The sequence below is a fragment of the Streptomyces sp. IBSBF 3136 genome, assembly GCF_036815105.1.
In the GTDB taxonomy this organism is placed as follows: Bacteria; Actinomycetota; Actinomycetes; order Streptomycetales; family Streptomycetaceae; genus Streptomyces.
The window spans coordinates 1-14,179 of sequence record NZ_JAJSZC010000139.1 but is presented as its reverse complement, the minus strand read 5'-3'; the positions used below and the strand labels follow the sequence as shown (position 1 = coordinate 14,179).

12 protein-coding genes and 1 pseudogene are annotated in these 14,179 nt (G+C 69.9%); 8 read left to right on the top strand and 5 right to left on the bottom strand.

What is annotated here, in order from left to right; all coding sequences use genetic code 11:
* Window positions 1–80 precede the first annotated feature (80 nt).
* Window positions 81–1,442, bottom strand: a complete 1,362-nt coding sequence (gene glnA, locus V7E45_RS26120) for a type I glutamate--ammonia ligase (RefSeq protein WP_333776647.1) — start codon at window positions 1,440–1,442, stop codon at window positions 81–83.
* A 341-nt stretch (window positions 1,443–1,783) separates the two neighbouring features.
* On the opposite strand from glnA, the gene V7E45_RS26115 reads away from it, so the two are divergent.
* Entirely contained in the window at window positions 1,784–2,968 is a 1,185-nt protein-coding gene (locus V7E45_RS26115; protein WP_333776646.1) for a globin domain-containing protein, read from the top strand.
* 158 nt (window positions 2,969–3,126) lie between these two features.
* Here the strand turns inward: V7E45_RS26115 and V7E45_RS26110 are convergent, their stop codons facing one another.
* Window positions 3,127–3,576, bottom strand: a complete 450-nt coding sequence (locus V7E45_RS26110; protein ID WP_333776645.1) for an RrF2 family transcriptional regulator — start codon at window positions 3,574–3,576, stop codon at window positions 3,127–3,129.
* Between the two features lie 137 nt (window positions 3,577–3,713).
* Between V7E45_RS26110 and V7E45_RS26105 the strand changes: the two genes are divergently transcribed.
* The 4 genes from V7E45_RS26105 to V7E45_RS26090 all read left to right on the top strand — a co-directional run bounded on the left by V7E45_RS26105 (window position 3,714) and on the right by V7E45_RS26090 (window position 9,395).
* Window positions 3,714–4,397 (top strand): DUF3105 domain-containing protein, encoded by a 684-nt coding sequence (locus V7E45_RS26105; protein WP_333776644.1) that lies wholly within the window; start codon window positions 3,714–3,716, stop codon window positions 4,395–4,397.
* Window positions 4,394–5,023: a DUF305 domain-containing protein gene (locus tag V7E45_RS26100; protein WP_333776643.1), complete on the top strand. Its 630-nt coding sequence runs from the start codon at window positions 4,394–4,396 to the stop codon at window positions 5,021–5,023. Before V7E45_RS26105 ends, V7E45_RS26100 begins: the two co-directional genes overlap by 4 nt.
* 210 nt (window positions 5,024–5,233) lie before the next feature.
* Window positions 5,234–7,177 (top strand): S53 family peptidase, encoded by a 1,944-nt coding sequence (locus tag V7E45_RS26095; RefSeq protein ID WP_333776642.1) that lies wholly within the window; start codon window positions 5,234–5,236, stop codon window positions 7,175–7,177.
* 169 nt (window positions 7,178–7,346) lie between these two features.
* Window positions 7,347–9,395, top strand: coding sequence for an NAD(+) synthase (locus tag V7E45_RS26090; RefSeq protein WP_333776641.1), 2,049 nt, complete (start codon window positions 7,347–7,349; stop codon window positions 9,393–9,395).
* Here the strand turns inward: V7E45_RS26090 and V7E45_RS26085 are convergent.
* The 3 genes and pseudogenes from V7E45_RS26085 to V7E45_RS26075 form a co-directional block, all read right to left on the bottom strand.
* Window positions 9,385–9,564, bottom strand: a complete 180-nt coding sequence (locus V7E45_RS26085; protein ID WP_333776640.1) for a DUF397 domain-containing protein — start codon at window positions 9,562–9,564, stop codon at window positions 9,385–9,387. The genes V7E45_RS26090 and V7E45_RS26085 overlap by 11 nt on opposite strands.
* Complete coding sequence (locus V7E45_RS26080) at window positions 9,557–10,360, bottom strand: helix-turn-helix domain-containing protein (protein WP_333776639.1); 804 nt, start codon at window positions 10,358–10,360, stop codon at window positions 9,557–9,559. Before V7E45_RS26080 ends, V7E45_RS26085 begins: the two co-directional genes overlap by 8 nt.
* Before the next feature lie 55 nt (window positions 10,361–10,415).
* A pseudogene (locus tag V7E45_RS26075) lies at window positions 10,416–11,790 on the bottom strand (RNA-guided endonuclease InsQ/TnpB family protein).
* A 23-nt stretch (window positions 11,791–11,813) separates the two neighbouring features.
* On the opposite strand from V7E45_RS26075, the gene tnpA reads away from it, so the two are divergent.
* From tnpA to V7E45_RS26060, 3 genes are all read left to right on the top strand, one after another.
* Window positions 11,814–12,245 carry an IS200/IS605 family transposase gene (tnpA, locus tag V7E45_RS26070; RefSeq protein WP_333776638.1) on the top strand — a complete coding sequence of 144 codons (432 nt, stop codon included), beginning with the start codon at window positions 11,814–11,816 and terminating at the stop codon, window positions 12,243–12,245.
* Window positions 12,246–12,527: 282 nt separating this feature from the next.
* Entirely contained in the window at window positions 12,528–12,962 is a 435-nt protein-coding gene (locus tag V7E45_RS26065; RefSeq protein ID WP_333776637.1) for an ATP-binding protein, read from the top strand.
* A gap of 9 nt (window positions 12,963–12,971) precedes the next feature.
* On the top strand, window positions 12,972–14,030 hold the full coding sequence (locus V7E45_RS26060) for a DUF6215 domain-containing protein (protein WP_333776636.1): 1,059 nt from the start codon (window positions 12,972–12,974) through the stop codon (window positions 14,028–14,030).
* Window positions 14,031–14,179 lie beyond the last annotated feature (149 nt).

Sequence of the window (14,179 nt, the reverse complement as noted above, 5' to 3'; positions counted from 1 at the left end):
AGCGAGACGCGCCGGGGCCGACGGTCCACGACCGTCGGCCCCAAGGGTTCTTCTCGCCGAAAACCAGCGCTGACCAGCGGCTACAGCACCGGCAGGTTCTTCCGCAGCTCGAAGGCGGTCACCTCGGAGCGGTACTCCTCCCACTCCGACTTCTTGTTGCGCAGGAAGAAGTCGAAGACGTGTTCGCCCAGGGTTTCGGCGACGAGGTCGCTGTTCTCCATGAGGGTCAGGGCCTCGCCGAGGTTCTGCGGGAGGGGCTCGATGCCCATCGCGCGGCGTTCGGCGTTGGAGAGGGCCCAGACGTCGTCCTCGGCTCCGGGCGGGAGCTCGTAGCCCTCCTCGATGCCCTTGAGGCCGGCGGCCAGCAGGACGGCGTACGCCAGGTACGGGTTGGCGCCGGTGTCCAGCGAGCGGACCTCCACGCGCGCGGAGCCGGTCTTGCCGGGCTTGTACATGGGGACGCGGACGAGGGCGCTGCGGTTGTTGTGGCCCCAGCAGATGTACGAGGGGGCCTCGCCGCCGGCGCCGGCGGTGCGCTCGGAGCCGCCCCAGATGCGCTTGTAGGAGTTGACCCACTGGTTGGTGACCGCGGAGATCTCCGCCGCGTGCTTGAGCAGGCCCGCGATGAAGGAACGGCCGACCTTGGAGAGCTGGTACTCGGCGCCGGACTCGTAGAACGCGTTGCGGTCGCCCTCGAAGAGGGAGAGGTGGGTGTGCATGCCGGAGCCGGGGTGCTCGGAGAACGGCTTCGGCATGAAGGTCGCATGGACGCCCTGCTCCAGCGCCACCTGCTTCATGACCAGGCGGAACGTCATGATGTTGTCGGCCGTCGAGAGGGCGTCGGCGTAGCGGAGGTCGATCTCCTGCTGGCCCGGGGCGCCCTCGTGGTGGGAGAACTCGACGGAGATGCCCATCGACTCCAGCATGGTGATCGCCTGGCGGCGGAAGTCCATGCCGACGTTGGTCGGGGTGTGGTCGAAGTAGCCCGAGTTGTCCGCCGGGATGGGGCGGGAGCCGTCGAGGGGGCGGTCCTTCAGCAGGAAGAACTCGATCTCCGGGTGGGTGTAGAAGGTGAAGCCCAGGTCGGAGGTGCGGGCGAGGGCGCGCTTGAGGACGTAGCGCGGGTCGGCGAAGGACGGGGAGCCGTCCGGCATGAGGATGTCGCAGAACATGCGGGCGGTGCCGGGGGTCTCCGCGCGCCAGGGCAGCACCTGGAAGGTGGACGGGTCCGGCTTGGCGATCATGTCCGACTCGTAGACGCGGGCGAAGCCCTCGATGGCGGAGCCGTCGAAGCCGATGCCCTCGTCGAAGGCCTGCTCCAGCTCGGCGGGGGCCACGGCCACGGACTTCAGGAAGCCCAGCACGTCGGTGAACCACAGGCGCACGAACCGGATGTCGCGCTCCTCCAACGTCCGGAGCACGAACTCCTGCTGCTTGTCCATCTTCCGCTTCCCCATCCTTGCTGGTCAGGCCGCCTTCGCCCGCGTATCGCGGAGCCGGGCGGTCGGGCACCCGAGCATCACACCACAACACCGTTTCACGCGCGTTGCGGACCTTGATCGCCCGGCCGTCCCCGACCTGAACGCCTCTCGTACGGCAGGTGTACTGCTCTGTCGCCCATCTTGCCTGCTGGCCGCGACATCCGTAATGGCCAAAGGGCGTCGGGAGTGCTCAGGGCGTGTTCCGGGAGTGAGGGACGACACGGCCATTTAATTTGCATCTCAGATGCAAGTTTCAATACCGTTTCGATCAGTTGAGCGATCGAACCCCTCGAGGAGTCCCGATGCTGTCCGAGCAGTCAGCAGCCACCGTCCGCGCCACCCTGCCCGCCGTGGGCGCGGCCATCGGCGAGATCACCGAGCGCTTCTACGCCCGGCTCTTCGAGGCCCACCCCCTACTGCTGCGCGACCTGTTCAACCGCGGCAACCAGGCCGCCGGCACCCAGAAGCAGGCCCTCGCCGGCTCCATCGCGGCCTTCGCCACCCACCTGGTGGACAACCCCGAGCAGCGCCCCGACCTGATGCTGGAGCGCATCGCCCACAAGCACGCCTCGCTGGGCATCACGCCGGAGCAGTACCCGATCGTCCACGAACACCTGTTCGCCGCCATCGCCGAGATCCTCGGTGACGCGGTCACCGCCGAGGTCGCCGCCGCCTGGACCGAGGTCTACTGGCTGATGGCCAACGCCCTCATCGCCATCGAGAAGCGCCTGTACGCGCAGAGCGAGCAGCAGGGCCGGCGGGAGTGGAAGGTCGTCGAGCGGATCGACGAGACCGCCGACGTGGCCACCTTCAAGCTGCGCCCGGTGGACGACGGCCCGGTGCCCGGCTACCGCGCCGGACAGTACGTCTCGGTCGGCGTCACGCTCCCGGACGGCGCCCGCCAGATCCGCCAGTACAGCCTGACCGCGGCCCCCGGCTCGCCCGAGCGGCAGTTCGCCGTCAAGCGGGTGAGCGGCGCCGGCGCCGGCCCCGACGGCGAGGTCTCCGGCCACCTGCACGCCCACGTGCGCGAGGGTGACGTCCTGCAGCTCTCGGCCCCCTACGGCGATCTGGTCCTGGAGGACACCGAGGCACCGCTGCTGCTCGCCTCCGCGGGCATCGGCGTCACCCCGATGATCGCCATCCTGGAGCAGCTCACCCTCACCGGCCACCAGGCCCCGGTGACCGTGGTGCACGCCGACCGCTCCCCCGCCGCGCACGCCCTGCGCGCCGACCACGAGGCCTACGCGGCCAAGCTGCCCGAGGGGCGGTCGGTCTTCTTCTACGAGCAGGACGCCGAGGGCGCCGGGCGGCCCGGCCTGGTCGACCTCGCCGACGTCGACGTCCCGGCCGGCGCGCACGCCTACCTGTGCGGTCCGCTGCCCTTCATGCGCGCGGTGCGTACCCAGCTGATCGACAAGGGTGTGGCCCCCGCCGACATCCACTACGAGGTCTTCGGCCCGGACCTCTGGCTGGCCAAGGGCTGACCCCGGCACCGACGGGCGAGCGGGCGCCCCGTGGGACCTCACCGGTCCCGCGGGGCGCCCCGCCGTTGCCCTTCCGGCCGTGCCGCCCGGGCACGGCCACCCGGTGCCGCCCGGGCACAGCCACCACCCGTCCGCCCCGCCAGGGAGCGCACCACGCCCTACACGGGCGCCTTCCCGATGCCCAGCAGCAGCGGGCCCGTCGGTTCCACGACGATGTCCTGGACGGTCACCGGGTCCAGTGCCGCGTAGAACGCCTCCTGGGCCTGGCGCAGGACGCCCCGCAGGCGGCACCCCGAGCTGAGCGGGCAGGCCGTGACGCCCTGCCCGGTGCCCTCGCAGTCGACGACGTCCCCCACGCCCTCGAAGGCGCGCACCACGGCGCCCACGGACGCCGTGCGGCCCTTTTCGGTCAGGGTCAGGCCGCCGCCCCGGCCGCGGCGGGCGTCGACGAGACCCATGTGCTGGAGTTCGGCGACGACCTTGGCGGCGTGCGTGTAGGGCACGTCCATGTCCCCCGCGACCTGGCGGGTCGTGGGGCTGGCGTCGCCGACGACGGTGAGGCGCATCAGGATGCGCAGGGCCAGGTCGGTGGAGCGCAACAGACGCATACCACGAGCGTAGGTAATAGGCATCCGCGGTTCAAATTATCGGGTCTGCCCCGCCCTCACTGCGGAAGGGGCCGCCACGCCGACTACGATCGGCACGCCCCTTCGTCCCCTTCCCTTTCGCCAGAAGGACACGCCTCATGGGTTCCGCCAAGAACAGCAGCGCGGCCGCGCGCAAGGCCCGCATCGACGAGATGCGGCGCGCCGAGCGCAGCCGCGAGCGCCGCAACCGGATGCTCACCGTCGCCGCGAGCGTGGTCGTCGTCGCCGGTCTCGCCGTCGGCGGTGTGGTGCTGGTGAACTCGCAGTCGGGCAAGAAGGACTCGGCCTCGAGCAGCGACGGCAAGGGCGGCTCGTCCGGGGACTCCGGGCACTTCACCACCGGCTCGGACGGGGTGCGGACCTGGTCCGGGAAGCTGTCGCGGACGCACGTGACGACCAAGGTGTCGTACCCGATGCACCCGCCGGTCGGCGGCAACCACAACCCGGTCTGGCTGAACTGCAACGGCGACGTCTACACCAAGCCGGTGCAGGACGAGAACGCCGTGCACGCGCTGGAGCACGGCGCGGTCTGGGTGACGTACACCGCCAAGGCGGCGAAGGCGGACGTCGACGCGCTCTCGGCCAAGGTGAAGAAGACGCCGTACTCGCTGATGAGCCCGTACGAGAACCAGGCCGCCCCGCTGATCCTGTCGGCCTGGGGCCACCAGGTGAGCGTGAAGAGCGCGAGCGACCCGGAGGTGGACAAGTTCTTCGCCACCTACGTGCAGGGCAAGCAGACGCCCGAGCCGGGCGCCTCGTGCACGGGCGGGATGATGAAGTGAGGCGGCAGCACATCGGCTGGGCGGCCGGCGCCGCCGCCGCGGTGCTGGTCGCCGCCGGCGCGATCACGTACGCGGTCGCCGAGGACGGCGGATCGGGCGCGCGGACGCCGGGCGCGGAGTCCGCCGACGCCGGGTTCGCGCGGGACATGGCCGTGCACCACCAGCAGGCCGTGGAGATGTCGTACATCGTGCGCGACCGCACCAGGAACGTGGAAGTGCGGCGGCTCGCCTACGACATCGCGCAGACGCAGGCCAACCAGCGCGGGATGCTGCTGGGCTGGCTCGACCTGTGGGAGCTGCCGAAGGTGTCGGCCGAGCCGCCGATGACCTGGATGGGCATGGGCGACATGGCCTCCGGCAAGGACGGCGCGCTGATGCCGGGCATGGCGACCAACACCGAGCTGAAGAAGCTGCGGTCCCTCAGCGGCAAGCAGGCCGAGGTCTTCTACCTCCAGCTGATGACGGCCCATCACAAGGGCGGCATCCACATGGCCGAGGGCTGTGTCGCCAAGTGCACGGTGGGCGTGGAGAAGAGGCTCGCGCAGGGCATGGTCGACGCGCAGCAGTCGGAGATCCAGCTGATGGCCGACATGCTCAAGGAACGGGGCGCACAACCCCGTTCGTAACCCCGCCGCACGGACGAAAAGCCCAAATCGTCACATCTGACGGTTCCTTGGGTTTCTCTTGACCTTTGCGTTCCCCTGACATGAACGGTTCATCGCAAAAGTGGCCCCCATCGTGTGATCCATTCGCAGGCCTACGCCGCCGCGGGCCGGTGCGCGGATCCACGACGTAACAGCCACTACATGCATGCGAATCGCATCGCAGGGGGTTCTATGAGATCCAACCGCGCCACCGTGCGCGCCGGCGTGAGCATGGCAGCGGCGCTGCCCATGATCGCCGGAGCGCTGGCGCTCGGCATACCCGCGGCGCACGCCGCGGACACCCCGGCCCGTGACGCGCTGGCGGGCACCAAGCCCGCGTGGGCCACGGCCAAGGCGGACAAGGGTGCCACTGCCGACAGCTCGCACGTCAGCGCCCGGGTGTACCTGGCCGGCCGGGACAAGGCCGGGCTCGCCGCCTACGCCAAGGCCGTGTCCGACCCCAGCTCGCCGCTGTACGGCAAGTACCTGAGCGCCAAGAAGGCGCAGGCCCGTTTCGGAGCCACCAAGGCGCAGGTCGCGGCGGTCAAGTCCTGGCTGAAGTCGGCCGGGCTCCAGATCACCGAGGTCACCTCGCACTACGTCGCCGTCTCCGGTGACGTCGCCGCCGTCGAGAAGGCGTTCGGCACCCAGATGCACAACTTCGCCAAGGGCTCGAAGACCTACCGCGCCCCGGCGAAGACCGCCACGGTGCCGGCCGGTCTGCGGGGCGCCGTCCTGACGGTCACCGGCCTGGACAGCGCGCCGCACAAGTCGAACCACGACGACCAGCTGCCGCCCCCGGACGCCGTGTTCAAGAACTCCGGGCCGTTCTCCTCGTACTTCGGCTCGAACATCGCGAGCACGCTGCCCGACGCGTACGGCCAGAAGATCCCGTACGCGATCAAGGGCTACACCGGCAAGCAGCTGCGTGCCGCCTACGGCGCGGGCGACTACACCGGCAAGCACGTCCGTGTCGCGATCACCGACGCGTACGCCTCGCCGACCATCGCCTTCGACGCCGGCAAGTACGCGGTGAAGCACGGCGACGCTGCCTGGCAGACCAGCCAGCTGCACCAGGTGCTGCCGAAGAACTACACGAAGACCGAGGAGTGCGGCGCGGCCGGCTGGTACGGCGAGGAGACCCTCGACGTCGAGGCCGTGCACGCCGTCGCGCCGAGCGCCGACGTCACGTACGTGGGCGCCGCGTCCTGCTACGACGACGACCTGCTCGACTCGCTCAGCAAGGTCGTCGACAAGCACCTGGCCGACATCGTCTCCAACTCGTGGGGCGACATCGAGGCCAACCAGACGCCGGACCTCGCGGCCGCCTACGACCAGGTGTTCCAGCTGGGCGCGGTGCAGGGCATCGGCTTCTACTTCTCCTCCGGTGACAACGGCGACGAGGTCGCCAAGACCGGTACGAAGCAGGTCGACACCCCGGCCAACTCGGCGTGGGTGACCGCGGTCGGCGGTACCTCGCTGGCCGTCGGCAAGGGCGACAAGTACCAGTGGGAGACCGGCTGGGGCACCGAGAAGGCGACCCTGTCGGCGGACGGCAAGAGCTGGACGAACTTCCCCGGCGCGTACACCTCGGGCGCGGGCGGTGGCACCAGCAAGACGGTGCCGCAGCCGTACTACCAGAAGAACGTCGTCCCGAAGGCGCTGGCCACGGCCAACAACGCCGCCGGCAACCGCGTCGTCCCGGACATCGCGGCCATCGCCGACCCGAACACCGGCTTCCTGGTCGGCCAGACCCAGACCTTCCCCGACGGCAGCGAGCAGTACAGCGAGTACCGCATCGGCGGCACCTCGCTGGCCGCCCCGGTGATCGCGGCGGTCCAGGCCCTGGCCCAGGAGGCGGGCGGCGGCAAGGCGATCGGCTTCGCCAACCCGTCGATCTACGCCAAGTCCGGCAAGCAGGGCGTCTTCCACGACGTCACGGACCAGCCGACCGGCACCGACCTGGCCGTGGCCCGGATCGACTTCGTGAACGGCTTCGACGCCGCCGACGGGCTCGCGACCTCGGTCCGCAGCCTCGGCAAGGACAGCTCGCTGTCCGCGGTGAAGGGCTACGACGACGTCACCGGCGTGGGCTCGCCCGCGAACGGCTACGTCCAGTCCTACCGCCGGCACTGATCCGCCGCGCCGGTGACCGACTGACCCGGTAGAGGGGGGGGGGGGGGGGGGGGGGGGGGGGGGGGGGGGGGGGGGGGGGGGGGGGGCGGGGGGGGGGGGGGGGGGGGGGGCGGCCCCCCCCCCCCCCCCCCGCCCCCTATCGCGTCTCTCTGACGATTACACTGGGCGCGTGCCTGCCTTGAACTTCTGGTCGATCTATCAGCATGGCTTCGCCCGCGTCGCCGCGTGCACGGGTCACACGGTCATCGCGGACCCGCCCGCCAACGCCGAAGCGGTCCTGCGCCACGGCCGCCGGTGCGCCGGGGAGGGGGTGGCCGTCGCCGTCTTCCCGGAGATGGGGCTGTGCGGCTACTCGATCGAGGACCTGCTGCTCCAGGACGCGCTGCTCGACGAGGTCGAGCAGGCGCTCCTCGACGTCGTGGCCGGCTCGGCCGACCTGCTGCCGGTCCTGGTCGTCGGGGCGCCGCTGCGCCACCGCAACCGGGTCTACAACTGCGCGGTGATCGTGCACCGCGGCCGGGTCCTGGGTGTCGTGCCCAAGTCGTACCCGCCGAACTACCGCGAGTTCTACGAGCGCCGGCAGATCGGCGACGGCGCCGACGAGCGCGGCGGCTCGATCCGGCTCGGCGGCGAGTCCGTACCGTTCGGCGTGGACCTGCTGTTCGCGGCCGAGGACGTGCCCGGGCTCGTGCTGCACGCGGAGATCTGCGAGGACATGTGGGTGCCGGTGCCGCCCAGCGCCGAGGCCGCCCTCGCCGGTGCGACCGTCCTGGTCAACCTCTCGGGCAGCCCGATCACCGTCGGGCGGGCCGAGGACCGCAAGCTGCTGTGCCGCTCGGCGTCCTCCCGCTGCCTGGCCGCGTATGTCTACGCGGCGGCCGGTCTCGGCGAGTCGACCACCGACCTGTCCTGGGACGGCCAGGCCATGGTCTACGAGAACGGCGTGCTGCTCGCCGAGACCGAGCGGTTCCCGCTCGACGACAGTCGTGCGGTGGCCGACGTGGACCTCGACCTGCTGCGCCAGGAGCGGCAGCGGATGGGCACGTTCGACGACAACCGCCGTACCCACGGCGCGCGCACCCGTGACTTCCGGACGATCGCCTTCGAGCTCGACCCGCCGCTCACCGACCTGGGGCTGCGCCGCCGCCTGGAGCGCTTCCCGTTCGTCCCGGCCGACGCCGACCGGCTCGCCCTCGACTGCTACGAGGCGTACAACATCCAGGTGGCGGGCCTCCAGCAGCGCCTGGCCGCCATCGGCGGACCCAAGGTGGTCATCGGCGTCTCCGGCGGACTCGACTCCACCCACGCGCTGATCGTCGCCGCCCGCGCGATGGACCGCGCGGGCCGCCCGCGCAGCGACATCCTCGCCTGGACCCTGCCCGGCTTCGCCACCAGCGACCACACCAAGGACAACGCGCACAAGCTGATGCGCTCGCTCGGCGTCACCGCGGCCGAACTGGACATCACGCCGACGGCTCGGCTGATGCTGACGGAGATGGACCACCCCTTCGCCGCCGGCGAGCCGGTGTACGACGTCACCTTCGAGAACGTGCAGGCGGGTCTGCGCACGGACTACCTCTTCCGGCTCGCCAACCAGCGCGGCGGCATCGTGCTCGGCACCGGCGACCTGTCCGAGCTGGCGCTCGGCTGGTCCACGTACGGCGTGGGCGACCAGATGAGCCACTACAACGTCAACTCGGGCGTGCCGAAGACGCTGATGCAGCACCTGATCCGCTGGGTCATCAGCAGCGGCCAGTTCGACGAGGAGACCGGCCGGACGCTCGCCGCGATCCTCGACACCGAGATCAGCCCCGAGCTGGTCCCGGGCGAGGAGATGCAGTCGACGGAGTCGAAGATCGGCCCGTACGCGCTGCACGACTTCACGCTCTTCCACGTGCTGCGCTACGGCTTCCGGCCGTCGAAGATCGCCTTCCTGGCCTGGCACGCCTGGCACGACCCGGAGGCCGGCGACTGGCCGCCGAACTTCCCGGACGCCAAGCGGGTGGCGTACGACCTCCCGGAGATCCGGCAGTGGCTGGAGGTCTTCTGCCGCCGCTTCTTCGCCTTCGCGCAGTTCAAGCGCTCGGCCATGCCGAACGGCCCGAAGGTCTCGGCGGGCGGCTCCCTCTCCCCGCGCGGCGACTGGCGCGCCCCGTCCGACGGCAACGCCCGGGCCTGGCTGCGCGACCTGGCCCGGTTCGACGCGCCTACGACTTGAGCGCGTCCACGAAGGGGGCCCAGGCGGCCGCGCCGAGCAGGAGGGCGGGGCCGTCCGGGACCTTGGAGTCACGGACGGGGACGAGGCCGGGGATGTCTCGGGCGACTTCCAGGCAGTTGCCGCCGCTTTCGTTGCTGTAGCTGCTCTTGAACCAGAGAGCTTCACTCAAGTCGGTCCGGATGCATGCCATTTCGGAATTCCTCTGCCGCTGCCTTGATCATGGCGAGGGACGTGTCCGGTGACAGCGCCACGGCCCTCAGGTGATCGTAGGCCTTGCGGTACTGCTCCACGAGGGCCGGATCGTCGACGGTGTCCCCGCTGTAGGACGCCTCGGTGTAGACGAGCGGCGGGGCGTCCGGGAACGTCATGGTCATGATGGAAGCGGCCATCAAGGGATACGCCCGCTGCTTCCGCGGAACGATCTGCGGAGTGATCCGGCGCCGGTCCGCCAGGCCCCCGACACGGTCGAGCTGCGCGGCCATGTCCTCGGCTCCCAGGAGCGGCTGGGTGAGCAGCGACTCGTGCAGGATGACCCAGTACTCAGGTGTGCGGTGGTCGGCCTCGAAGAGTTCGGCACGCGCCATGCGGGCCTCGACCTTCTCCTTCACCTCGGCCTCAAGGGACAGGGGAAGGCCCGCCAGGATGATCGCCCGCGCGTACGCCGGAGTTTGCAGCAACCCGGGCAGGACAGTGGGGCACCACTCCTCGATGGTCCTGGCGTGCTTCTCCGCCTCCAGGACCTTTTCGAAGTACTCGGCGTGCCCCGCGCGGCGCGCCCTACGCACATCCTCACAGTGCCGCTCGAAGTAGCCGTCGGTCCCCAGGACCCGGTCCACGTGCCGGGCCAGATCCATCGGCATGCGCCGCTTGCCGTGCTCGATGTCGCTGAGGTGCGACTTGCCGTAGAAGCTGCCCTCGACCAGCCGCTCGAGAGAGAGGCCCGCGGCCTCCCGCTGCCACCTCAACTCCTTGCCTTGAAGTTCTCCCCTCCCTTCGCAAGCTCAGGAAGGGGATTCCCGTCTACCTTTCGGCGACAGGCTTGACGGTTTTACCCGCCCTACGACCGCGCCTTCCGGCGGCCGGGACCTCCACGATGATGTGGCCGATCCGGTACAGGTGCAGGATGTTCCGGGCTGCGTTCCAGTCAGCGTTGCTGACGAATCCGCAGTGTGGGTTCTTGCACACGAACTTCTCTTGGCTCTCTCGGCTGCCGGGGGTGGTGAAGCCGCAGGCTGAGCATCGCTGGGAGGTGTACGGGGCGGGGACCTTGACGAGCCGGCCGCCGTTGCGGGCGGTCTTGTACGTCAGCATCGTCACGGTCCGGCCCCAGGCCTCCTGGGCGATGGAGCGGTTCGTCCCGGCTTTCGCGGTGCCTCCGTTACGCAGGAACTTTCCTTCGTTTTCGGGGTCGGGTCTGGGGGCTGGGGCTTTGGTCATGCCGAGGATGTTGAGCTGTTCGACCACGATCACGCCGTATGTGCGGGCGAGGTTGGTGGTCGTCTGGTGCTGCCAGTCGAGGGCTCGTCGCGTGGCTGTTGCTCGGAGCTGTTTGATCTGGTCATAGGTGTGCTGCAAACGCTTGGAGGTTTTCTCTCCGCGCTTGTGGAAGGTCTTGCGGTGTGCGGCCTGCCGCTCCAGCTTGAGGAGCTTGGCCTTCTCCCTCTCGGTGAGCCACTTGTCCCGGTCGGCGGTGCCGTCGGGCAGGCGGGGGGCACGCCCGTGGTCCTGGTGGTCCTCGGGCACGCCCGTGGTCCTGGTGGTCCTCATTGGACAGGGCGAGGGGGATGTTCACTCCGGCGTCGATGCCGACTTCGGGTCCCTGGTGCGGCTTGGGGGCGCGTTCGAGCGTCCTGACGCGGAAGGCGATGTGCCAGCCCAGCGCGTCCTTGACGAGCCGGGCACCGGTGATCCGGTTCTCCTTGTTCGCCCGCTTGCCCACGGGCAGGTCTTTCGTCCAGCGGAAGCGGACCCGTCCCACCTTGGGGATGTTGACCATGCCCCAGCGGCGGTGCACGCGGACGATGTTCAGGTCCCGGCCCTGGGGAATGTCCACGGACATCGCGGAACGGAAGCGGCCCTTGTAGGCCGGTTCTTCGGCCCGGCCTTCCCAGCAGTTGCCCCAGGCCCGCAAGTACGTCTTCAAGACGGCCTGCGCGGCTTGCGCGGGCAGCACGGCGAGGTAATCGAGATCCTTGCGGCCCTGCCGGATCGCCGCGTCGGCGGCGGTCAGCTTCGTGTCGCTCCTCGGTGTCATCTGCCACCAGGAGTGCAGGCAGTTCCACAGGGTGCGGGCCGCGTGCGCCTGCTCGTCCAGGACCCGGACCTCGGCAGGACTGAGCGCCAGCCGGGCACGATGCCCGAACTGCCGTTTGACCAAGCCGAGTTCCGAGGTCATGCGATCACTCTAGCATTTGGTTCATGTCACCCCGATGGAATCCCAATCCTGATGTACGCACCGGGCGTCACGTCGTATGCAACCTGCATGTCCACTTGGTTTTCGTCACCAAGTACCGCCGCAAGGCCATGACGGACGCCATGCTGACGCGATGCGAAGAGATCATGCGAGAGGTCTGTACGGACTTCGAGGCCGAGCTGAAGCAGTTCAACGGCGAGGAGGACCACGTACACCTTCTCGTGCACTACCCGCCGAAGGTCCAGCTCTCCAAGCTGGTCAACTCTCTCAAGGGCGTTTCCGCCCGGCTGCTGCGCAAGGAATACGACGCGCACGTGCGCCGGTACCTGTGGGGCGGCCACTTCTGGTCAGGCTCGTACTTCGCCGGAAGCTGCGGCGGGGCACCCCTGACCGTCGTGGAGCAGTACATCGAGAATCAGAAGCGCCCCGTGGGCTGAGCAGAACACTGCGGACCCGTGCCCATGGCGCGGGTCAGAGCAGTCCTGAGATGGCCTCCACCCCCGGCGTAAACGCCGGAGCACTGGCCAAGATCAAAGGTAGAAGTCGGGGACGCTGATCGAACCGTCGATGTCCTTGCGTCGGACCACGTGCTCACCGCCGTAACTCACCGTGCCGTTTCCGCCGCTCGCGTCGCGGACGCGAACCGGCTTCCACGGTAGCGAGCGGGGCGACACTCTGTGAGGTGTTCGTAACTCACCGCACGGAAGGCCACGGCCCACATGCCCGACCACTCCCCCACGGTGCCCTTCGAGCTCGCGCTGCTCGCCACTCCCGAGGCCGTACCCGAGCTGCGCCGCCGTCTCGGCGGGTACGGCTTCGAAGTCCTGCTGTGCGTGACCGAGTTACTCACGAACGTCCTCGACCACCTGGGCGAGGGCACCCCAATGACGGTCCGGGTCACCGGCGCGCCGTGCGGCCGCACCCGCGTCGAGGTGACCGACCCGGACGCGCGCGCCCTCCCCGTCCTCCTGGCGGCGACCGACACCGCCGAGTCCGGCCGGGGCCTGACCCTGATCGACGCTCTCGCCCAGCGGTGGGGCGTCGACCAGGGGCCGGGCCACAAGACGGTGTGGTGCGAGCTGCCTGCCCAGAAAGTCATGAACATGCCCGGAACTGTGGCCTCCACCACGGCGGAAGGGGTCCCGACCTGGTGAGATCGCCGGGTGCTCGGTCTACTCCTCCGCTTCCTGCCCTTCTGGGTCCGCGAACCCCTCTTCATCCTGATCGGCTCGGTCTTCGGCGTGCGCATCATGTATCTCGCCGTCCACGACCACGACTGGAAGGCGGCCGGGATCGGCACGGTGTTCCTCGTGTTCACCGCGATCCGGGTCCACACGGTGGTCAAGGCGCTCCGCGCACGCCGAAACCCGAGCCCGCCCCCGGCTCCCGCTGTCGCTCGGACTCCGGCTCCGGCTCCGGCTCCGGCCCCGGCCCCGGCCCAACTCCAAGCGCAGGCCCCGGCTCCGGCCGTGGCCGGACCGCCGCCTTCCCCCGCCGCACCGGAGAAGGACCACAACGCATGGGGTCAGGCCCTCGCCGCCTTCGGCGTGTTCGGGGCGCTCGCGGCGACGGTATGGCTGGGCCCGCACATGCTGCCGGCCGACGACGACACGGCGCACCCCGCCTCGTGTTCGGACTCGAAGGACTCGGAGCACGAGAAGCTGCCGAAGGCGTACGCGAGGACACCCGGGGCCGTGACCGGTGATGAGCTGTGCGAGGCGCTGAACCGACCGGATCTCGCCCGGCTCCTCGGGACGCCCGGGGAGACCGCGACCACGGCCTACGGCAACAGCGGCACGGCTGCCCTGACCGACGGGAAGGTCGCGGAGCCGGAGGCGCAGATCGAGTTCGACACGTACACCGTGAATCTCTCGGCCAGTTACAACCACTTGTCGACCGCCCAGTACGTGCGGCTGTTCGACATCGCGGGCGACCGGGTCGAGAAGGATGTCAAGACGCTCAAGGTCCTCGGCAGGCCCGCGTTCTTCTCCTCGGACCACACGATGAAGTTCGAGATCGACTTCAGCCAGGAGCACAAGAGCGCACCGGCCCAGCAGGGCCCCCTGGCCAGGTCGCTGTCCATCGCCCTCGACCGCGAGGACCGGGGCGGCTCCTACGACATCACCGTGTGGAGCGAGTCCGGCGCCCTCCCGCCCGACGCCGCCCTCGTCGACATAGCCGAGAAGGTCCTCCCGACGATCACCGAAAGAGGCGGCCGCTGAGCCGTTCCGCGCGGCGGGCGGGCCCCGGCCCTCGGCTCAGGGATGCAGCACGCCCGCCTGCTCCGGTACGTGGGTCGCGACCACGCGGCCCTCGTGGGCGACCTCATGGCGGCGGTCCACCGCACAGGCCACCCCCGCCACCCCGAGCC